At 47.2% G+C, this 22,326-nt stretch carries 16 protein-coding genes, 1 pseudogene and 1 riboswitch; of the genes and pseudogenes, 9 read left to right on the forward strand and 8 right to left on the reverse strand.

Annotated features, from left to right (window positions below; genetic code table 11):
* Positions 1-39: 39 nt before the first annotated feature.
* Complete coding sequence (locus KI655_RS23045) at positions 40-579, forward strand: DUF3332 domain-containing protein (protein WP_285409008.1); 540 nt, start codon at positions 40-42, stop codon at positions 577-579.
* Positions 580-654: 75 nt separating this feature from the next.
* Here the strand turns inward: KI655_RS23045 and dapD are convergent, their stop codons facing one another.
* The 6 genes and pseudogenes from dapD to KI655_RS23075 form a co-directional block, all read right to left on the reverse strand.
* Positions 655-1,686 carry a 2,3,4,5-tetrahydropyridine-2,6-dicarboxylate N-succinyltransferase gene (dapD, locus tag KI655_RS23050; protein WP_285409009.1) on the reverse strand — a complete coding sequence of 344 codons (1,032 nt, stop codon included), beginning with the start codon at positions 1,684-1,686 and terminating at the stop codon, positions 655-657.
* Positions 1,687-1,930: 244 nt separating this feature from the next.
* Positions 1,931-2,572, reverse strand: a complete 642-nt coding sequence (locus tag KI655_RS23055; RefSeq protein WP_032551398.1) for a MarC family protein — start codon at positions 2,570-2,572, stop codon at positions 1,931-1,933.
* A gap of 145 nt (positions 2,573-2,717) precedes the next feature.
* A complete protein-coding gene (locus tag KI655_RS23060) occupies positions 2,718-3,698 on the reverse strand; it encodes a GGGtGRT protein (RefSeq protein ID WP_285409010.1) in 981 nt (326 codons plus the stop codon).
* Positions 3,699-3,719: 21 nt separating this feature from the next.
* Positions 3,720-4,411: pseudogene (locus tag KI655_RS23065) on the reverse strand (iron-sulfur cluster assembly scaffold protein).
* Between the two features lie 179 nt (positions 4,412-4,590).
* Positions 4,591-4,677, reverse strand: a riboswitch (Fluoride riboswitch).
* Between the two features lie 155 nt (positions 4,678-4,832).
* Complete coding sequence (locus KI655_RS23070) at positions 4,833-5,126, reverse strand: YebG family protein (protein WP_032551401.1); 294 nt, start codon at positions 5,124-5,126, stop codon at positions 4,833-4,835.
* An 87-nt stretch (positions 5,127-5,213) separates the two neighbouring features.
* On the reverse strand, positions 5,214-6,110 hold the full coding sequence (locus tag KI655_RS23075) for a LysR family transcriptional regulator (RefSeq protein ID WP_285409011.1): 897 nt from the start codon (positions 6,108-6,110) through the stop codon (positions 5,214-5,216).
* Positions 6,111-6,312: 202 nt separating this feature from the next.
* Between KI655_RS23075 and KI655_RS23080 the strand changes: the two genes are divergently transcribed.
* The 4 genes from KI655_RS23080 (at position 6,313) to recD (ending at position 17,142) form a co-directional block, all read left to right on the forward strand.
* Complete coding sequence (locus tag KI655_RS23080) at positions 6,313-7,263, forward strand: TDT family transporter (RefSeq protein WP_285409027.1); 951 nt, start codon at positions 6,313-6,315, stop codon at positions 7,261-7,263.
* 128 nt (positions 7,264-7,391) lie between these two features.
* On the forward strand, positions 7,392-10,868 hold the full coding sequence (gene recC, locus KI655_RS23085; protein ID WP_285409012.1) for an exodeoxyribonuclease V subunit gamma: 3,477 nt from the start codon (positions 7,392-7,394) through the stop codon (positions 10,866-10,868).
* A 410-nt stretch (positions 10,869-11,278) separates the two neighbouring features.
* Entirely contained in the window at positions 11,279-14,953 is a 3,675-nt protein-coding gene (gene recB / locus KI655_RS23090; RefSeq protein WP_285409014.1) for an exodeoxyribonuclease V subunit beta, read from the forward strand.
* Entirely contained in the window at positions 14,953-17,142 is a 2,190-nt protein-coding gene (gene recD, locus KI655_RS23095) for an exodeoxyribonuclease V subunit alpha (protein ID WP_306416390.1), read from the forward strand. Before recB ends, recD begins: the two co-directional genes overlap by 1 nt.
* A 98-nt stretch (positions 17,143-17,240) precedes the next feature.
* Here the strand turns inward: recD and KI655_RS23100 are convergent, their stop codons facing one another.
* Positions 17,241-17,429: a hypothetical protein gene (locus tag KI655_RS23100; protein ID WP_285409016.1), complete on the reverse strand. Its 189-nt coding sequence runs from the start codon at positions 17,427-17,429 to the stop codon at positions 17,241-17,243.
* A 297-nt stretch (positions 17,430-17,726) separates the two neighbouring features.
* Positions 17,727-19,064: an amino-acid N-acetyltransferase gene (argA, locus tag KI655_RS23105; RefSeq protein ID WP_285409017.1), complete on the reverse strand. Its 1,338-nt coding sequence runs from the start codon at positions 19,062-19,064 to the stop codon at positions 17,727-17,729.
* Positions 19,065-19,227: 163 nt separating this feature from the next.
* Here argA and KI655_RS23110 point away from each other — a divergent pair, with 163 nt between their 5' ends.
* The 4 genes from KI655_RS23110 (at position 19,228) to csdE (ending at position 22,248) form a co-directional block, all read left to right on the forward strand.
* The gene (locus KI655_RS23110) at positions 19,228-19,698 is read left to right on the forward strand and encodes a DUF2850 domain-containing protein (protein ID WP_285409018.1); all 471 of its coding nucleotides are present in this window, start codon (positions 19,228-19,230) and stop codon (positions 19,696-19,698) included.
* An 81-nt stretch (positions 19,699-19,779) separates the two neighbouring features.
* Positions 19,780-20,892 (forward strand): murein transglycosylase A, encoded by a 1,113-nt coding sequence (gene mltA / locus KI655_RS23115; RefSeq protein ID WP_285409020.1) that lies wholly within the window; start codon positions 19,780-19,782, stop codon positions 20,890-20,892.
* Between the two features lie 104 nt (positions 20,893-20,996).
* A complete protein-coding gene (gene tcdA, locus KI655_RS23120) occupies positions 20,997-21,806 on the forward strand; it encodes a tRNA cyclic N6-threonylcarbamoyladenosine(37) synthase TcdA (RefSeq protein ID WP_285409021.1) in 810 nt (269 codons plus the stop codon).
* Positions 21,807-21,819: 13 nt separating this feature from the next.
* Positions 21,820-22,248 carry a cysteine desulfurase sulfur acceptor subunit CsdE gene (gene csdE / locus KI655_RS23125; protein WP_285409023.1) on the forward strand — a complete coding sequence of 143 codons (429 nt, stop codon included), beginning with the start codon at positions 21,820-21,822 and terminating at the stop codon, positions 22,246-22,248.
* The last annotated feature ends 78 nt before the right edge of the window (positions 22,249-22,326 follow it).

Here is a 22,326-nt window from a genome sequence, read left to right on the forward strand (position 1 = left end):
AACGAGCCTGAACCAATCGCTATGGCACAAGAGGGAACTATGAAAACAACAATTACTAAAGCAGTTGCAGTGGCAGCTGTTGTGATGTCTTTGGCTGGTTGTGTCGGTAGTAATGCCGTCACTGGGAAACTGATGAAGTTTAACGTCGAGGTCGTTGATAACCGTTATGCACGTGCTGGGGTCAACTTTTTACTAGCGCCTGTTTACGCGCTGACAACCGCAGCGGATTACATCGTCTTTAACTCATTGGAGTTTTGGACGGGTAAAAACCCACTCACGGGTGCTCCGCATATCTTCGATAGTAAAGTCGATACCATGATTGATGTGAATGATAGCTTGGATGACTCTCTCAAAGAGGCGCCGGTTGCTCCGATCACTTATCAACGTCAAATCCAGTCTGGAGAAATGCAGCAAATTGATGAAAATACCATTCGTATGGACATTACCTACAACGATGGTGAAAAAGCGGTATTGATGGGCGTGCGCGATGGCGATAACGTCAGCTACTACCTCGATGGCGCACTGGTCTCTGAAACCTCAATTCAAGCGCTAGAGCAGCTAGCGGCTGAGAAAGTGTAATGCTTTCAACTTGATCAAGACAAAAAAAAGCCGCTGGATTTAACCCCAGCGGCTTCGTATTTTCTAGCATCTAGATTAGTTGTTGCTGTGCAGCTCGCTGTTTAGTTCAACCGCTGATTTGTTAGCAAGACATTCAATTTGACCAGTCACTGAGTTGCGACGGAATAGAAGGTCAGAAACGCCAGCTAGGTCACGAGCTTTAACGACTTCAACTTCTTGACCAGAAGAATCAAGCATGCGTACTTTAGAACCCGCTGTTACGTACAGGCCAGATTCAACAGTACAACGGTCACCTAGAGGGAAACCAAGACCCGCGTTTGCACCTAGCAGTGAGTTCTCACCGATAGAAACGACAACTGTACCGCCGCCAGACAGTGTACCCATGATAGAAGCGCCGCCGCCGATGTCAGAACCGTTACCGACAACAACACCAGCAGAGATACGGCCTTCAACCATGCTCACGCCAGTAGTACCCGCGTTGAAGTTGATGAAGCCTTCGTGCATTACAGTTGTGCCTTCACCTACGTGTGCACCTAGACGAACGCGAGACGTGTCAGCAATACGAACACCTGCTGGTACTACGTAATCAACCATTTTCGGGAATTTGTCTACGCAATCTACAGACAGAGCACGACCTGCTAGACGAGCTTCGATTTGACGGTCAGCTAGCTCTGGAAGATCGATAGGACCTTCGCTTGTCCATGCGATGTTGTGCAGAAGACCGAAGATACCGTCTAGTACTGTGCCGTGTGGCTGAACTAGGCGGTTAGAGATAAGTTGTAGCTTTAGGAAGCCTTCAGCAACAGAGGCTGGTTTCTCGTCAGTTGCAAGAACAACAAGAACAAGTGGTTGCTCAGATACTGCTGCTTTCTCTGCGAAAGATGCGTTTGCTGCATCGTCGTTTGCTGCGAATGCTTTCGCCAGTTCTGCGCTTTGTGCAGCAGAGATTTCGGTAGCTTGGTTGCCTTCAGTATAACCTGCAACTTCAGCCACAGCTGCTACAAGAGCATCGCTTGGGTTTAGAAGTGGGTTAGGGAAGAACGCTTCAATGATTTTATTGTCGCGGTTTTTGGTTGCCGTACCAAAGGCTAGTGAAAAGTAAGCCATGTTGAATCTCCATGTGTTGAGTCTTGGTTTTGCTATCTATTTAGTGTTGTTCGCGTAGTGAGCAGCACGAATAGCAAAAGTTAATTTAATTGCGTTCATCATAAAGAGAGCGCCCTCGTTATGAAAGGGCGCGTGGGGAGAAAGTCTGTAAAATGATATTGCTTGTCTTTTTAGCGATAGTTTTCTGCAATGAGATAAAGACCAATATCGAGTAATTTACCGGCAGTAGATGGGCTAATCGCGATTAGATAAACAGCGCTTTATAGGCTTGTTCGATGCCTTCAATCAGCATTTGCATACCGATGACCGCTAGGATCAGCCCCATCATTCGGGTAATTACATTAAGTGCACTCGGGCCAACGGCTTTAACAAAGCGTTCGCCAAACACAAACAGAATATAGGTGAGTGTACAGAGTAGGCCGAAGGCAACGATGGTTATGATGGTTTCATAGATGCCTTCGGTGCTGGCGAAGTTCATTGCGGTTGCTATCGTACCTGGCCCGGCAAGGATAGGCATAGCCAGGGGGGAGACTGCGATACTCAGCGCTGCATCTTGTTGGGCGTCAGAGTGAACCTTCTCTTTAGCTTTGCTATGGGTGGAATCGCCCTGCAGCATGTGAAATCCGATCAAGAACACCAATATGCCACCTGTTATTCTGAGCGCGTACAGCGTGATACCGAACAGATCAAAGATCAGCTTGCCAGAAATCGCGAAAGTGCTGACGATGATGAAGGCGATAAACACCGAGCGAAAAGCGATGGATTTGACGGTCTCTCTGTCGTTGTCTCCAGTAAGCCCCAAGAAGATTGGCGTGTTGGCTATCGGGTTCATGATGGCGAAGAAACCCATAAAGACCGTGATGGTGTGAATGATCAGCTCTTTCATATTATTCCCTTAATAAAGATGGAGTTAACCTGTGTTACTCATCTGAGAATAGATAGTAGACCAAGTTGAGAACAAAAAATAGCCAGTATAATTACTGGCTATCTGTTTCGCGTTATTGTTAGTGTTTTTATATTAGTTGTAGAGGCTAAGCGGCTTGGCTCACCGCGACGGCTAGTGCCACCGTTGCTCCTACCATGGGGTTGTTACCCATACCGATGAAGCCCATCATTGCCACATGGGCAGGTACAGAAGAGCTACCAGCAAATTGGGCGTCAGCGTGCATTCTGCCCATGGTATCTGTCATACCATATGAGGCAGGGCCTGCAGCAACGTTGTCAGGGTGCAAAGTTCGGCCTGTGCCACCGCCTGAAGCGACTGAGAAATAAGGTAAGCCTTGGCGAGTACGCTCTGCTTTGTAGATACCAGCAACTGGGTGTTGGAAGCGCGTTGGGTTGGTGGAGTTACCCGTAATACTGACATCTACTTGTTCACGGTGCATGATAGCAACCCCTTCACGTACGTCGTCGGCACCGTAGCATAGGATCTCTCCGCGAGGACCTTGTGAGAAGCGACGACGCTCGGTTTCAACAAGCTCTCCGGTTTGGTAGTCGAACTGAGTACGAACATAGGTAAAACCATTAATACGTGAGATAAGGTAGGCGGCATCTTTGCCTAAACCATTTAGAATCACTTTGAGTGGTTTGCTGCGAGATTTATTGACGTTGAGTGCGATTTTGATTGCCCCTTCTGCTGCAGCAAATGACTCATGACCAGCCAAAAAGGCGAAACAGCCACTCTCTTCATTAAGCAAACGCGCTGCGAGCGCACCATGGCCAATACCCACTTGACGCTGCTCTGCCACGCTGCCTGCTTTGGTGTAGGCTTGTAGCGCTTCACCGATAATGTTCGCTGCTTGTTCTGCGCTTTCTGCATGACGATACAGCGCCAATGCTGTGCCTAACGTGTAGGCTTCGGTTGCACTATCAAAAGCGATAGGTTGGGTGTCCATCACGAGTGCTTTTGGATCTACATTGCGCTCTAAACAGTATTGGTAAGCTTGGTCGAGTGACTCTAGGTTCATTTCAGCCAAAACGCGAGTAACAGATGGGTTATTAAGTGTGTTCATAGTCTGATTCCTCTTTGGCTATTAGTGTTGACGTGGGTTGATGGTTTTTACGGCTTCATCGAAGCGACCATAAGTGCCAGTGGCAAGTTCAGCGGCTTCAGCGGCAGGCGTACCTTGATTGATGGCCTTCATCATTTTTCCAAGGTTCAGGTATTGATAACCAATGACTTCGCTGTGATCGTCGAGTGCTAGCTGTGTCACGTAGCCTTCAGCAAGCTCCATGTAACGAACCCCTTTTGCGGTTGTCGAGTAACTGGTGCCGACTTGACTGCGCTGTGTTTGACCTAAATCTTCCAGTGCGCTCCGATTTCTAGCCCACCTTCAGAGAACGCCGACTGGGTACGTCCGTAAACAAACTGCAGGAATATTTCACGCATTGCCACGTTAATCGCATCGCACACAAGGTCTGTATTTAACGCTTCAAGAATGGTTTTCCCAGAGAGGATTTCTGCTGCCATCGCAGCCGATTGAGTCATACCTGAACAACCAATCGTTTCGATGAGTGCTTCTTCAATGATGCCGTTTTTGACGTTCAATGTGAGTTTGGCTGCACCTTGTTGCGGAGCGCAGGCACCAACGCCATGACTTAAACCAGAGATAGCAATCACGTCTTTTGGACTGACCATCGCACCCTCGACAGGAATGGGTGCAGACGCATGGAGATCGCCACGTTGAATCGGGCACATGTTTTGGATTTCAGAGGAATATTGCATAACGTTTTCTCACTAATAGAGTCAATTAAGACCTAGGACATTGAGAAAACAGGACGTTGGAAAGAGGTGTGGCTAATTTCACTACAGATCTTGCGTATCGTGACACCAGAGTAAAGGAGCGAGTTGAGCTCGCCAAAATGGTGGGTATTACGATACGTCCAACAGTGTTACCTGTTTTCGATTCTGTAGGAGTCATTAGCACGGTTCGAAATGAACGGGCGGTTGAAGCAACAATGCTTAGGTGGAACCCCATCACCTGAGGGTTATAGATTAGATCTAAATCACACTTTGGTGCAAGTGAATGTTTAGAGCGATTTTAACTATAAACTCGGCTTATTATATTTCGATAGGTATAAAAAAACGCCAACTGCATACTCTATTCAGAGTTGTCATTGGCGTTTTTAGGAGAGGTATCAGCGAGTTATGCTGCGTCTTCTTCCGCGTCTTCAACCGCTTCAAGCTTTTTAGCTTTCTTAGGCGCTGGTTTGCGCTTAGCACCAAGTGCGTAAAGAACTTCTTCTTTGTTCTTCGCAAGGTACATCGCAAGCTCTTCTTGCTTGCCTTCGTCTTCTACTAATTCGCTTTTGCCCAGTAGTTCAAAAAGCTCATCAGCCATATCCAGCATTTTGTCGTATGCGTCAGCTTCGGCTTTAGAGGTAAAAGTCATTTTCTCTTCTCCGTTGCGTTCCACCACGTACTTGACGATAACAGCCATGGTTAATCCTCTAAGTTTGATAAATTTTACTGGCTTTTTATACAGTTTTAGTGACTAAAAGTCCAGTTGCCCACCCTGATAGAAGTGTCAATCTTGATGTGCCGCCCACTCTTCGCAATAACTCATAAAGGATTTGAGAAGTGGGCTCTGATATTTGTCTTTGTGTACCAACATCCAAAAGCGGCGCTTCATGTCCAGAGGTACATTGATGACCTTTACACGACCATCCTTAATTGCAGGCTCAGCCGCCAATTTTGAAAGGCAGGCTAACCCCAATCCAGCAGAGACAGAGTTGATGATCGCTTCGGTGGTGTTGAGCTCAAATGACTCATACCAATGCTCGATACGTGGCGCGACGGTTCGAAGGAAAAACTCACGGGTACCTGATCCGGATTCTCTTAGGATCCAGTGACTGCGTTCGAGCTCTCGTAATGGCACAGAATCGACTTGGACAAGCGGGTGATTGGCATTGGCGACAATACACATCTCATCACTACTGAACTGGCTAGAGATCAGTTCGGGATGTAGAGTCTTACCTTCAATCAGAGCGATATCGAGCTCATAATCAACCAGCTTCTGGCAAATTAGAGCACTGTTATTGATAAACAAGCTCTGCTCTTGATGTTGAGTATGTTCACGAAAGCCCGAAAGAATAAACGGTGCGACTTGATTGCCGATGGTGTCGCTGGCCCCCACTTTGAGTAGGCCACTCAAAGGTTGATCGTCCCTGAATAGGGCATCAATACTGGCTGCGCGATGCAGTATCTCATCAGCAAGTGGTAACAGCTTCTGCCCCTCTTGGTTGATGATCAAGCGGTTGTTAACACGGTCGAAGAGTGAGTGGCCGAGCTGCTTCTCCATCTCTCCAAGTGCCATACTCACCGCCGCTTTCGACAAGAATAGCGCCTCTGCGGCTGCCGTCATTGTCGAGTGTTGGGTGATGGTGACAAATACTTTGAGTTGCTTTATTGATATATTAGCCATCGAAATTCTATCAGCCTGTGATTGAGTGACTTGGTGTTCAGAGTAATTGAACAGTTGTTATATATAATTGGATATAACTTAACAAGGTGCAAGCGTATTATGGCCTCAACAAGCTGATAAGTTCACAAATACGTGAATGAGACCGAGAGAGGCTGACATGATTCAACGACTAAAATACAGATTAACAGGTGCTCCAACTCCTATGGCAGGGTTAGCACTGGCGATTGCGAGCTTAGGCTGGTGTTGGGATGGCGTATTGGTATCTCAAGGTCTATTGCAGACTCCGGGCTTGGTTCAGTGGATTAGCGCGGCTATTGCTGGCGTTCTATTGGCTGTATTAGCAGTCAAGTTCCTGATTCACGGTCATTTATTACGTGAAGATCTAGCGCACCCAGTCGTCGGCAGTGTTGTTCCGACATTCGCGATGGGCTGTATGATTGTGTCTGCGTCACTGGATCCTATTTCAGTGTTCTTAAGAGAGTTGGTTTGGTTGCTTTCTGTTGGCCTACACGTAGTGTTTCTGGTGAGCTTCCTGTATCACCGCGTTAAAGAGTTCGAAGTGCATCATATGGTGCCAAGTTGGTTCGTTCCGCCAATTGGTATTGTGGTTGCGGATGTCTCTTTCTCAGGTAACCCAACACTTGAACCTGTAGCGCATGCCACACTTGTGTTTGGTTTGATGATTTACGCTGTGATGCTACCTATGATGATCTATCGTTTGATGTTCCGTCATGAAATTCCAGATGCAGCAAAACCGACCATTGCTATTATGGCGGCTCCAGCGAGCCTATCTTTGGCTGGCTACCTAACAGTAACAGCGGCACCTTCACCTGTGATCATTGGTATATTGTTTGGTATTGCGGTATTGATGACCTTCATCATCTACTTAGCGTTCTTTAAGCTGCTTCGTTTACCATTTAGCCCAGGTTACGCAGCGTTTACCTTCCCAATGGTGATTGGTGCAACAGCGCTGTTTAAACTTGCGGCGTGGATGCAGAACGTGAATATCGACCTTGAGTATGTGAATCAGGTGTCCAGCCTTGCGTACCTAGAGCTTATCGTGGCAACGCTGGTGGTGGGTTATGTAGCGATGCGTTACTACATCAACTACAAACCACATCGCTTGATGAGTACTGTTCATGGCAGACTGTAATTGCTTATTCGCTGAAAAGATAAACAGACGTTAAGTTTTCAGTATTTCATAAGCTTATATTCCTCATCCAAACTCAGCACTTATGCTAATCTGGCTGTATATTGTGGCAAGATTAGCGTGAGTGCACTTTGTTTACTGTTTACCATTCCAATAAAGTTGATACTTTAAAAATCCTCCTCGTTCACTTGATTAAGAGTGATCCTCTGGCGAACCCATTCGACAAAGAACAGATCTTGGTACAAAGCCCGGGTATGTCTCAATGGTTGAAGATGGAGCTGGCCAAAGAATTTGGTGTTGCAGCAAACATTGATTTCCCTCTGCCTGCGACCTTCATCTGGGAGATGTTTACTCAAGTCCTTCCTGATGTGCCAAAGCGTAGTGCTTTCAACAAAGAAGCAATGACATGGAAGTTGATGAGTCTTCTTCCCGCTAAGCTTGACCACCCAGATTTCTTGCCACTGCAGCGTTACCTAGAAAACGACGCCGATAGCTCGAAGTTGTATCAACTGGCTGAAAAAATTGCCGATATCTTTGATGGCTACTTGGTGTACCGCCCTGAATGGATGGCGGCGTGGGAAGCGGGCGAGCCCGTTGCTGAACTGCAAGATGCAGAGGGCAACCAAGAGCATCCTTGGCAGCCGATTTTATGGCAAGCGCTGTATGAGCAGACCTTATCTCAAGGTCAATCCAAGTATCATCGTGGTAACTTGTACCATGACTTCATTGAAGCGCTTTCTCAGCAGAAAGGGCAGTTGTCACACTTGCCTAAGCGACTCTTCGTGTTTGGTATCTCATCGTTGCCACCGCGTTATATGGATGCCCTTAAAGCTATGGGTGAGCATATTGATGTCCACCTAATGTTTACGAACCCGTGTCAGCACTACTGGGGCGACATTCGAGACAGAAAATATCTAGCAAGAGTTGAAGCGCAGCGTCGTAAGCAGTTTGCACTGGTCGATGGTTTGCCTCAGTTAGAGGGCGAGGTGTCACCATTAAAAGATGGCTTTGAAGCCAACGTCGAAGATGAGCTGCATACCAGCCAAGCGGTGGGTAACAGTTTATTGGCATCGATGGGTAAGCTTGGCCGTGACAACCTATTTCTACTGTCGCAATCTGAATGTGAAGAGCATGAGTTCTTCATTGATGTTGAACGCGATAGTCTGTTGCATCAGCTACAAGCGGATATTTTAGAGCTCGAAGAGCATCAAGATGATCATATTCTAGATTCAAGCGCTCATAAGCAGAGCATTACACTTGGTGACCGCTCGCTGACGGTTCACGCGTGTCATAGCCCAATGCGTGAAGTGGAAGTGCTTCACGACCAGTTGCTGGCAATGTTTGATGCCGATCCAAGCCTAAAGCCACGCGATATTATTGTGATGGTGGCAGATATCAATGCTTACAGTCCCGCCATCCAAGCGGTATTTGGTAATGCGCCGGGTGAGCGCTATATCCCTTACTCCATCTCGGATAGAACCGCCGATCAAGAAAGTCCTATCTTAACCGCCTTCATGCAGCTGGTGGCTCTGCCTAAGAGTCGATGCCTTGCTTCTGAATTACTTGAACTGCTTGAGATCCCAGCCATGATGGCGCGTTTTGATATTGATGAGTATCAGTTCGAACAAGCTAAGCAATGGGTAGAAGAAGCCGGGATTCGCTGGGGGGTGGATGGCAGCACGGCGACCGAATTTGACCTACCTGAGACGCAGCAAAATACGTGGTTGTTTGGTGTGCAGCGTATGCTACTGGGTTATGCGATGTCTGAATCAGCGGGTCTATTTGAAACCGCTGACTCACCGATAGCTGCTTATGATGAAGTGCAGGGTATGAGCGCAGAGCTTGCGGGTAAGTTGGCGCACTTTATTGAACGTATTACTCACTATCGTCAGCGACTCAATCAAGCTCAATCTATTGAGTTGTGGCGTGAGACGCTGCTGAATCTAATCGATGATTTCTTTACGGTCGAGCTAGAAGGCGAAGTGGTATTGAAGTCGATTCGAGATGCGCTTGGTCAGTTGAATGAACAACTTGATGATGCCTTGTTCGAGCAAGAACTGTCGCCAAGCATTGTTTACCAGTACCTCAATAACAAGCTTTCTGGGGCACGCATCAGCCAACGTTTTTTAGCAGGGCAAGTGAACTTCTGTACCTTGATGCCAATGCGTTCGATTCCGTTCAAAACCGTCTGTCTATTGGGTATGAATGATGGAGTTTATCCGCGCTCAATGCCACCGGAAGGGTTTGATTTGATGAATGGTCGCACACGTCCGGGTGACCGTTCTCGTCGCGATGATGACCGATATCTATTCTTAGAAGCGATGTTATCAGCGCAAGAGAGCTTGTACATCAGCTATGTTGGTCGTTCTATTCAAGACAACACCGAACGAGTACCGTCGGTACTGGTGTCAGAGTTGATTGAGTACTGTGAGCAAAACTATTGCCTACAGGGTGATGAAGCGCTTGGCAGTGATGAGTCGGGGCGTAAGCTAAGCAAAGCGCAAATGTTTGAGCACACCATGACGCCATTCAGTCCAAGCGCCTTTATGCTAAACCAAGATAATACCCAACTCAGTTATGCCAAAGAGTGGCTGCCCGCCGCCAATCGTGCTGGTGAGCGCAGTGGTGAATTCAACCGCGCGTTAGAAGACTATCTTGCAGGGGCGACTTTCCCTCAAGAGTTGGACTTGGTGGAGCTGCAACGTTTCTGGCGTCTTCCGGTTCAATACTTCTTTAATCGCCGCTTAAAAGTGGTGTTTGAGCCGCCGTTACCCGTTATGGAAGATGATGAGCCATTTGTATTGAATGGTCTTGAGAGCTATCAGCTGAAAGATGCCTTACTGCAAGTCTTGATTGATAACCCACAATCGGCGGACGAGGCCGTTGCTCGATTTGTGGCGAAACAGAAAGCTCAAGGTCGATTACCGGTAGGGGCATTTGGCGACATTGAGTTTGAGACTAATCGTGTGCAAGCCGAAGAGCTCGCCAAAGAGATTCAGTTCGTTACCGGAGCGCCGCAAGAGGATTTAGAAGTCAACGTGGCGATCGACAGTCTTGGTGAAGGGAAAAGCGTCAAGCTAACGGGCTGGTTAACACACAACTATCAATCCGGCTTGGTGCGTTATCGCAGCGGTAAGATCCGAGCGCAAGACTACCTAGCAGCTTGGATTGATCACCTGTGTTGCAGTGCTATGGGCAAAGCGCAATCCACACACATTATTGGTTATGACAAGAAAGAGGGCGTTGTTCATCTTACCTTGCAACCTATCAACGACATAGCCCAAGCAAAACAGACACTTGGAGAATTAGTGCGTCTGTTTTATCAAGGCATGACAACCCCTCTACCTTATTTCCCGAAGACGGCGTTGGCGGGTGTTGAAGCAGGCTTTAGCCGAGGTAAATGGGTCGATGATGAAGAGAAGTCTTTGAAGAAGATGGCGGATACTTTCAACGACAGTTACGCCTTTACGGGTGAAGGTCGCGACAGCTATATCTCTCGGATTTGGCCAAAATGGGATGAAACCTTAGCAGCGGAAGCAAGACTCTATTCGACACTGGTTATGCAAGCTGCACGCTTAGCTGTGGTTGATCCCAATGATCAAGAGTAACCAAGGGCGATCGTCAGGATCGCCAAAGCTGGGCCAATTGCGCCGATGCGTACGGGAAGCTTATTGGGGTTTTAGAAAGATTATAGACCTGAAAAAGGAAGTACTGGAAAGCAAGGGAAGTGCGGAAGTGCAAGTACAGGAATTAAAGTGGCCGCCAGTAAATCATTATTAGTGTAGGGCGTTCGCTGTACGGCCACAGGTCAGAGGGACCATTATTCTTTTGGTTCTTTGGCGGCGAAATATTATCCGCTCGTCTGAACTCGTGGGCGCATAGTAACGACGTGCACCAAATTGATCCGTGAGAGAGATCGCACTCCCTAATAAGATATTGGCACTAGACCTGATTTGAATGACGTTTTTGATACTAGGTCACATTTGTAACAGAATAATTAAGAATAAGGCAGCTCGGTATGACTACCACAAATCGTGATCTCGCTATCACGCCACAAGCGCTTAATACCATGACGTTTCCTCTGCATGGGGCGCGATTGATCGAAGCTTCTGCAGGCACAGGTAAAACCTTCACGATAGCTGGCTTGTATCTACGATTACTCTTAGGTCACGGAACCTCTCAAGTCGGTGAGAATGGTGAAGAGCCAAGTCGACACCAACAGCCTCTAACGGTTGACCAAATTCTGGTTGTAACCTTTACAGAAGCGGCGACGGCAGAGCTGAGAGATCGTATCCGCGCACGAATCCACGATGCGCGAATTGCCTTTGCCAGAGGCCAGAGTAGCGATCCTGTGATATCGCCGCTATTGGATGAAATCCAAGATCATGCTCAGGCTGCAGCCATTCTTTTGAATGCTGAAAGACAGATGGACGAAGCGGCAGTGTACACCATTCACGGTTTTTGCCAACGCATGCTGACGCAAAATGCGTTTGAATCGGGCAGCCGCTTTGACAATGAATTTGTTACCAATGAAAGCCATTTAAAAGCGCAAGTCGTTGCCGATTATTGGCGTAAGCAGTTCTACCCGCTACCGATTCAATTGGCGGGTGAAGTGCGTAATATCTGGGGCTCGCCATCGGCTTTGCTGGCAGACGTGAATCGCTACCTGACTGGCGCGCCGTTGAAGCTGACAGTGGAAGCAATGTCTGGCGATCTGCAATCACTTCACAACAGTAACCTTGATAAAATCAAAGCTATAAAAGCACAGTGGTTGGCATCCCAAGATGATTTTCTGCCGATTATTTCTGGTTCTGATGTTAATAAGCGCAGCTACACTAAAAAATCTCTGCCAACTTGGTTAGAGGCGGTAACTGCATGGGCACAAAGCGAGACTCACGATTATCAGTACCCAGATAAACTCGAGAAGTTCGCACAATCGACGCTGAACGAAAAAACGCCGAAAGGTACCGCACCTTGTCATGATGTTTTTGAGGCGATCGATACGTTCCTAGCGCAGCCAGCCGATATGAAAGCGCCGCTGCTTGCTCATGCTATCACACACTGCCGAACCATGCTGGCGGCCGCAAAAGAACAGAAACAGTGGCTTTCGTTTGATGACTTGTTGACTCAACTGTCTGCGTCAATTGATGTAGACGAGCAGTCGCTACTGGTTGAACGAATTCGCACTCTTTACCCTGTTGCGATGATTGATGAATTCCAAGATACCGACCCACTGCAATACAGCATTTTCAGTCGTATTTATCTCGATAGCCCTCAATGTGGCTTATTTATGATCGGTGACCCTAAGCAGGCGATTTACGGCTTCCGCGGTGCGGATATCTTCACTTACATCAAGGCTCGTAATCAGGTGAGTGCTCACTATACCTTGGGGACTAACTGGCGTTCGAGCGCCGATATGGTCAGTGCGGTGAACCAGATATTTAGCAGCTCAGATAGCCCGTTTATTTATGATGACGATATCCCGTTCTTACCCGTCGCCGCGAGCCCAAATGCCGATCTGCGTCAATGGATGCTGGGTGACAAGATTCAGCCAGCGGTGACCTTTTGGTTACAAGATGCAGAAGACAAACCGCTGCCAAAAGGTGAATACCATGCCGCTATGGCAGAAGCGACGGCGAGTCAAATTCAGACCATTCTGACCGCTTCTCAGGAGCAGCAAGCATATTTTGATAACGGCAAAGCACAGAAGTCGATTCAAGCGGGTGATATTGCCGTCTTGGTAAGAACGGGTAGCGAAGGGCGCTTGATTAAAACAGCGCTCGCAGAGCAAGGTATTGCCAGTGTCTACCTCTCTAACCGAGACAGTGTGTTTGTCAGCCTTGTTGCTCAAGATCTTCAGCGTTTGTTGCAAGCGGTCTTGACGCCTGACAATGACCGTGCGCTACGTGCTTGTTTGGCTTCGGAGCTGTTTGCGCTTGATGCCGCATCACTGGATCAACTCAATAATGATGAAGTGGTGTGGGAAAATGCGGTCAATGAGTTCCGTGAGTATCGTAAATTGTGGCTGCAACGTGGCGTATTACCTATGCTGCGCGCGGTGATGAGTAAGCGCCATCTTGCCGAGCGACTTTTGGAAGAAGAGAACGGCGAGCGAGCACTGACGGATCTGATGCACATCGGTGAGTTGCTGCAACAGGCGAGACAAGAACTCGACAGTGATTATGGTTTGTTGCGCTGGTTGGCGGAAGCCATCATTGATGCGCAAAACGGATTAGGTGGTAATGAAGACGATATTCAACGCCTTGAGTCAGAAAGAAACTTGGTACAAATCGTTACTATCCATAAATCGAAAGGCTTGGAATACGATTTGGTGTTCTTACCTTTTGTTGCCAGCTACCGCGAAGCGAGTGAAGGCAAATATTACGATCATGAAACAGACACAACGGTACTGGATATCACCGCGAGCGATGATGCCTTGGCGCAAGCTGATAAAGAGCGCTTAGCGGAAGACTTACGTTTGATCTACGTAGCGCTAACTCGTGCTGTTTATGGCTGTTTCATTGGTATGGCGCCGCTGCGAAAAGGGCGCTCAACCAAAGAGCCAACGGGCGTTCATTTGAGTGCGATGGGCTATCTTGTGCAAAATGGTAAGGAGAGCACCATTGCAGAGCTGCAACAAGCGTTGGCAAGCTTAGAGAGCAATGGCGACAGTGTTACCTTGAGTGAGACACCAATACAGCATGAACAGCCATTTGTTGCCAAGTTAGAACCGCAGCCCGATTTGCAGGCGCAAGAGCTGGCAGCCTCCATTGACCGCGCTTGGCGCATTACCAGTTACTCTGGTTTGGTCAAGCAGGGCAGTCATGGAGCGAGCCATGATGCCACTATGGAAGTATCGGGGTTTGATATCGACTCGGCGGATGAGCAGGACGAGGGCGAATTGATCGAACCTGAACGTTCTATCTTTACCTTCCCTCGTGGCGCAAGGCCGGGTACGTTCTTGCATACTCTGTTTGAAGACGTTGAGTTTACAGAGCCGGCAACCAGTGAACACAATACGCAAGTGATCACTCACTTACTGGAACTCGAACAGTATGAGATGGAGTGGTTGCCAGTCCTGCAGCAGTTAGTGGACACGGTGCTCAATACCGCGTTGGATGGTAAAAATCTGAAATTGAGCGATAAAAACGAATCACAGCGTTTGGTTGAGATGGAGTTTTTATTGCCGATTGAGGTTTTGGCATCGTCTGAGCTCAATCGAGTGATTCAATATCATGATCCCCTTTCTGCGAAAGCGGGTGATCTTGGGTTCCATACGGTACAAGGTATGCTGAAAGGCTTTATCGATTTAGTGTTTGAACATGAGGGCAAATACTATGTACTTGACTGGAAATCGAATCATTTAGGTGATGACGTCGCGGTTTATCACGGCGACGCACTTAAAGGGGCAATGGCGGATCACCGCTACGACCTGCAATATCAAATTTATGCACTGGCTCTACATCGTTTCTTGCGCAGTCGCATCGCTAATTACAGCTACCAAGAACATTTCGGTGGCGTTTATTACCTGTTCTTACGCGGTATGGATGGACAATCTCAGCAAGGAATATTTTCTGCGAAACCAAGTGAAGCCATGCTTAACGAAATGGACCAATTGATCGATGGAAGAATCGTTGATCGCCAAACTTCTCAATCAAATGATGACCAAGCTGGACAGATGGAGCTTATATAATGACACCCATTGATTTAAACCAAGCGCCGCTGTTGGATGTATTAAAGCTATTAGCTGATAAGGGGACTATTCGTCAGCTTGACTATCAATTTGCTCGCTTTATTGCCCAGCAAGCGAGTGGTTACTCACAAGAGTCCGATTCGGCTCAACAACTTGGGTTTCTTGCTGGTGTTGCCAGTCATGAGCTAGGCAAAGGTCATATCTGTATGCAGCTGACAGTGAGTGATCATTATCAATCAAATATACCCGCTGACTTGGCACAGTTACTTGGCCTTTATGGTGAAGCGGCATTGCAACTCAATCAACGCCTGTTAAGCGTCGATTGGCCAGCGATTCTTAATAATTCGAGTCTGGTAGGGACAAGCAATGAGTGCATTAAGCCTTTAATGTTTGATGGTAAGCGAGTCTACCTACAGCGTTACTGGAACTACGAAGTCGTACTGGCAGAAGCACTCAATCGCTTGAGTTTTCCTGTTGAGTTTAACCTTGAGCAGAAGCGAGCCCTAACCCAAACTCTGAATCAGCTATTTGCTCGCAGTTATCACTTTCTGTTTAATGCACTCGCCAAAGCCAGCGCGAATGGTCAAAGCTCCCAAGTCTTGCGCCAACAATTGGTGTGTGACCATTTAGACGTGGTCTCGGAAGCTGAGCTTAATTGGAGTGAAATCGACAGGGTTGTCACCCAAGCGACTCAGGTCTCTGATCTAAACGTGTTGGATGATTTGGTGCCTCTCTCAGTGTGTTTGAATTGGCAGAAAGTCGCAGCGGCCGTGGCACTGAGTCGACGCTTTGCGGTGATCTCTGGCGGACCGGGTACGGGTAAAACGACCACGGTAGCGAAACTTCTGTCTGCTATGGTAGAGCAGTCGTTGAATTTGGGAAAAACACCGACAATTAAATTGGTTGCGCCAACCGGTAAAGCGGCTGCACGTTTAACGGAATCGATTGGTAAGGCGATTGATCAGCTGCCTGTCGAGCCTATCGTCAAAGAGAATATCCCAACCGAGTCGAGCACGTTACACCGCTTGCTTGGCGCGATCCCGAATCGAGCCGAATTTAGACATCACCGTCGCAACCCACTGCATTTGGATATTCTGGTCGTCGATGAAGCCTCGATGGTCGACTTATCTATGATGTATAAGTTGGTGGACGCGTTACCACCTCATGCTCGCTTAATTTTATTAGGGGATAAAGACCAGCTTGCTTCTGTTGAGGCTGGTGCGGTATTGGGCGATATTTGTGCCTTCAACGCACATGGTTACAGTACCAATCAAGGAAGCCTGATTGCTGAATTGACCGGATTTAATGCGCTGTCGAGTAATAACACAGGCTCGAAAAGTGTGACTAACTCGCCAGCCGTTGCTGACAGTCTATGTATGCTACAGAAGAGTTATCGCTTTGACGCACGCTCTGGTATTGGTCAGCTTGCGAAAGCCATCAATGCAGGTTCGGCTGCACAGGTCGATGTCGTGCTCAACAAAGGTTTTGCGGATATCGAGCATCACACGCTCTCTAGTGATAGTTACAACCTGATGCTGCGCACCTTGGTCAATGAATATGGCGCTTATCTCAACTGCATTAATCAGCCATTGGCTGACGATGAAAAGCAAGAGGCTCGCGCCAAACAGGCTCTCGATCTCTTCAGTCAGTGCCGCCTGCTGTGCGCAGTTCGTGATGGTGACTTTGGTGTTGCTGGGCTAAACCAACGTATTGAGCGCGCTTTGGCAGCACGACGACTCGTGAAGCCACACAACGATGAACTATGGTATCACGGACGTCCTGTGATGGTGACTCGCAATGATCATGGTCTTGGTTTATACAATGGTGATATTGGTCTCTGCATGTTGGATTCGACCGTGACTGATGATGATTCTTCACCGAGACTCAAGGTTTACTTTGAGTTGCCAGATGGTAGCGTAAAAGCGGTGCTTCCAAGTCGAGTACCAGAGCACGAGACCGCTTATGCGATGACGATCCATAAATCTCAAGGTAGTGAGTTTGATTTAACCTTGATGATATTACCGCCGGAGTTCAGTCCAATACTGACGCGAGAGCTGATTTATACCGGAGTGACACGTGCGAAATCTCGCCTGATGATGTTTACAGACAGCTCTGTGTTCAAACGCAGTATCAAGGTAAAAACACAGCGGGTGAGCGGCTTGGCGGTACGCTTAGGCAAGAATGAGTGAGCGTTAAATTAGAGTAGAGAGTATGAGGGGAAGCAGCCATCCCTGGTTGCTTCTCTTGAGTAAGGTCTATTCAGCTATTTCATTTGTTCAATAGCGGCTTAGTCGTTACTCAGAAAGGCTCTTGTAAAAGAGATATGGTTTATCTTGTATTTTGCTTGGCAGTTCAAGATAAACTCCTTCAAGTTATCAGTCACTGGAAAAACACAGTGGACGTCTAACCCTTCAAGAAATTGGTTATCAGCCATATCCCAAAAGCTTTGTAGCGAATTACAAATAACGGTTCTCATATCAATATGCTCTTTTTGCTTTTTGTTATTAACGGGCATAGCTAAAGTTTAAGCCTGCGTTGTTAAAGTTATAGCAATCCGTGCAAGTACCAACATCGACGATGTAGGCGATTCCAATCAATGTTTACTGAGAATATAAATCGGGTAAATTCTATACAACTATTGCTGTGAATAAAAGTGCATAGTTTATAAAACACATATGGTAATCGATTACATTTGCAATCTATTTTGTTCAAAAGTGAGAATCCACGCGAAAACGTGGATTACTTTATGAACAGTCGGTGTTGTTACTGGGGGTCATACGTTCAACGCGAGGATTTTTGACTTACGTTGATAGTTGTACAGCCCCTGTTTTTCCATAGGTAGTTCATCGACACCAATCTCATAAAAGCCCTGTTCTCTGAACCAGTGCAAACTGTGAGTGGTGAGGACAAAGATCTGGTCGATATCTTGCGATTTGGATTGGTGTCTCATGTAATTGAGCAGAAGTTGCCCACGGTTGCCGTCTCGATAGTCAGGGTGAATCGCTACACATGCCATCTCTGCCATGTGATCTTCTGGATAGCTATAAAGGGCAGCACAGCCAATGATCAACCCATCTTTTTCAATGATGGTGAAACGGTGGATCTCTTGCTCAAGCTGCTCACGGGAGCGACGAACCAAAACGCCTTGCTCTTCAAGAGGACGAATCAGGTCAAAGATACCGCCAATGTCATCGATTTGAGCTTGTCTTACTTGTTCAGCACTCGCCATCACAACTTGGGTACCGATACCATCAAACGAGAACAGCTCTTGGATCAGGGCGCCATCTACTTTGTAGCTGATCAAATGACAGCGTGGAACGCCTGCTCGACATGCTGCAACCGCGCCTTTCAAGAAGCGCAATGTACCGGTGCTCATGTCTTCACTTGGATCTTGTGATTGAGTCAAGCGCTCTAAAATCTCTTTGGCATCTTTAGGAAATAGCTCTGCAAGCACATTGCCATTGGCATCGATAACCCCTTGCTCAGAGCAGAAACCAATCAATTTGTCAGCCTTGAGGCGAATCGCTACTTGAGTGGCAACTTCTTCCGAGAGTAGGTTAAAGCTTTCACCAGTGACAGAGCTGGCAATTGGACCAAGTAAGACGATAGAACCTTGATCTAGCGTGCGGTTGATCCCTTCAATATCAATACGACGGATACGGCCGCTGTGGCAATAGTCAGTGCCATCATCGACTCCAAGCGGTTGAGCTGTGACAAAGTTACCACTCATGACATTGAGCTGTGTGCCCGCCATTGGCGTATTATTCAGGCTCATTGATAGACGGGCGGTGATCGCAAGTTGCAGTTGCCCGGCCGCTTGCATTGCCACACCCAATGAATACTCATCTGTGACTCGAATATTCTTGTGGTAAGGAGTATGACAGTCTTGTTTAGTGAGCAGTTCGTTGATTTGTGGACGAGCACCGTGAACCAAGACGATTTTTACTCCTAAGCTGTGAAGAAGTGCAATATCATTGATAATATTGCCAAAGTTTCGATCGGCCACCGCTTCGCCTCCCAGCATAATGACCATGGTTTTTCCACGGTGAGCATTCACATAGGGGGTCGATTGTCTGAAGCCTTTAACTAAGGCAGTACTTCGTAATTTCACAGAGAGAATCCGTTCTGGTTATTTATTCTTGAATTTAACATTTTTATTCAAAAATAAACAAGGGGATTTTTGGAATAAGGTGCAAACTATCTTAATGCATACTTTATTCTGTAATCCTATTAAGTGTAGAATATGAGTTGCTTCAATTCGAGTAGTAATAGTTATGCAAGCCCCAGTAAGTAAGAACAAAATCGACGACATCACAAAGAGCTTGTATAGCGAGGCTGATAAGCAGAAAAACGCCAACTTTAAGCGTAAGTTTGTAGAGCGCAGCTTAATGCTACTTGCGCTTGTAGGCTCGATTGCTGTGGTGATCTTATACCAAGATGTTTTCGCTCGAATGCAAGCGGCATCTACTCCGAACAATATGATTTACGGGACTTGGGTTGAACAGAATGTCGCGCACTATGCGACGGATGAGTTTGTGCTGAGTGAGCGCGGAGTCTCGGTAGGCGGTTCTGTTATCGCAACTGACTTTGCTTTCAATGGCGACTACTTCGAGTACAGTTCTGCAGGGACGACTTACCGCTTTAAGATGGTTAATTCAGAAAATACTGAGATGAGACTCGACTCCGACGCCTACTACAATCCGGTATTTCGCCTAAAAGGCTACAGCGACCATTCAGTGCGATAGGTTATCTTACTGTAAACTCTTACAAACTTAGATTGTGTTATTCAGCTGTTTTTGTCATCCTCGTTGCATAGAAAATTTAGGATGATTCTTGTGATTAAAAAATGGCTCCCTCTGGTTTCGGCCTCTGTACTCTTCGGCTGTGCGCAACCAACCGACCGCGCTCAGCAATATCTCGATGACGAATTTCCTCGTACTTTAAATAAGGTCGAGCAGATAGAAACCAATACCCCTAGAGACTACACAGCGTTTTCTGAACAAGCTGAAATGGTGGTGTCTAAATCTCCTTCGATGGCAAAGATCTACGAACCTCTATATCAGCAGTTGAACGAGTGGGCTCTACAAAGTGGTGACCCTAAGCAGCTGGCTAATTATGGCGTTCAGGCTGCGCAATTAGGTGGCGGTGACAAGCAAGGTAATGTGTTATTCACTGGGTACTTCTCGCCAGTGATGGAATTGCGTCATGAGCCAAATGAAGAGTATCGCTATCCTGTCTATTCACTGCCTAATTGCGGCAAAGAGTGTCCAACGCGTGCTGAAATCTACGATGGTGCATTAGATGGCCTTGGGTTAGAGCTTGGCTATGCTGCGAATCGCATTGACCCGTTTATGATGGAAGTACAGGGCAGTGGCTTTGTTCATTTTGGTGATGACGATACCCTTGAATACTTCGCTTATGCGGGTAAGAACAACAAGGCTTATGTCAGCATTGGTCGTGTACTGATTGAGCGTGGATTGGTTCCGCGTGAAAAAATGTCATTGAAAGCGATTAAAGAGTGGGTGTTGGCTAATGACCCAGATGTGGTTAAAGAGCTACTAGAGCAAAACCCATCGTTTGTTTTCTTCCAGGCGAATGAAGACCTCTCCGTTATGGGAAGTGCCGGTATTCCACTGTTGCCAATGGCTGCAGTTGCGGGTGATAGAACGATCCTACCAATGGGCACTCCGATTCTCGCGGAAGTCCCACTATTGAATGCCGATGGTACTTGGAGCGGGGCTCACCAACTTCGTCTGCTATTAGTGCTTGATACAGGTGGTGCGGTGAAGCAGAACCACCTCGATCTTTACCACGGTATGGGCGCAAGAGCCGGTACTGAAGCGGGTCATTACAAACACTTTGGGCGTGTTTGGAAACTTGGTTTAGACGGCAGCGCAACTGAAGCGCCGTGGGCTTTGCCTCCCGAAAAGAGCGAGTAACGGAGTACGTTGAACAACAGCGGCTAATCCCCTAGACTTTTTATTCAAGAGTGCGTATAAAACGCACTCTTTCTTTTTCTAATGCAACAAAATTGGCGGCAACAATGCGTGAATTGACCACTCCAGCTTCTAAAAATTATGACCAAAGATTTGGCGGCACTCGTCGTCTGTATGGCAATAGTGAAGTCGAAATCCTAAGAGCGGCGCACGTATGTGTGGTCGGCATTGGTGGCGTCGGTTCATGGGCGGTGGAAGCGTTAGCACGTACTGGTGTGGGTGAACTTACACTGATCGATATGGACGATGTGTGTGTGACGAACATTAACCGCCAGATTCATGCGATGACAGGCACCGTTGGTCAGAGCAAGATTGAGGTTATGGCTGAGCGCGTTAAGCTGATTAACCCTGAGTGTAAAGTGAATCTGATTGATGACTTTATTGGTCCAGACAATCAAGCTGATTACATCACCAAAGAGCTTGATTACGTGTTGGATGCGATTGATAGCATGAAGGCGAAAGCATCATTGCTGGCGTACTGCCGTAGTAACAAGATTAAAGTGATCACAACCGGTGGTGCTGGTGGCCAAGTCGATCCAACGCAGATTCAAGTTGCAGATTTAACAAAGACGATTCAAGACCCATTGGCGAAGAAACTGAAAGACACATTACGTCGTCATCATAACTTCCCGAAGAACCCTGCGCGTAAGTTCGGCATTGAGTGTGTATTCTCAACCGAGCAGTTGAAGTACCCGCAAGCTGACGGCAGTGTTTGTGCTGCGAAAGCGACGGCTGAAGGTCCAAAGCGTATGGACTGTGCAACCGGCTTTGGTGCTGCGACGGTAGTGACCGCTACTTTTGGTTTTGTAGCTGTATCGCGCATTGTTGAAAAACTGATTCAAAAGTACAAGAAATAAGGAAGGGGAACTCATGACTGCATATCCAGAATCTCCTTTCGGAACCAGCATTACCAGTGAAGATATTGCTGCGAAAATGGCAACGTTTCGTGGCTGGGAAGACCGCTATCGCCAAGTAATTCAGTGGGGAAAAAAGCTACCTCAAATGCCTGAAGAGCTAAAGAGTGAACAAGTCACCGTTGCGGGTTGTGAAAGCCAAGTGTGGTTGGTTGCTCAGCAAGACGGGGATGTTTGGCATTTCTGTGCCGATTCCGATGCACGCATTGTGCGTGGTTTGATTGCTTTGGTCATGGCTGCTTTTGATGGCAAAACATCACAGCAGATCCAATCATTTGATATCGATGGTTATTTCGAGCAAATCGGTCTTATCGCTCACCTAAGCCCTTCACGTGGCAACGGCCTAAAGGCAATTGTTGAGCAGATAAAGCAATTGGCTTCTTAATTGTTGAATTAGCACTAAATGAAAAAGGGTTAGCGTATTAAGCCAACCCTTTCTATATTTTACTCGCTTACTCGCTTA

This window comes from Vibrio sp. D404a, from assembly GCF_030248535.1.
GTDB lineage: Bacteria > Pseudomonadota > Gammaproteobacteria > Enterobacterales > Vibrionaceae > Vibrio.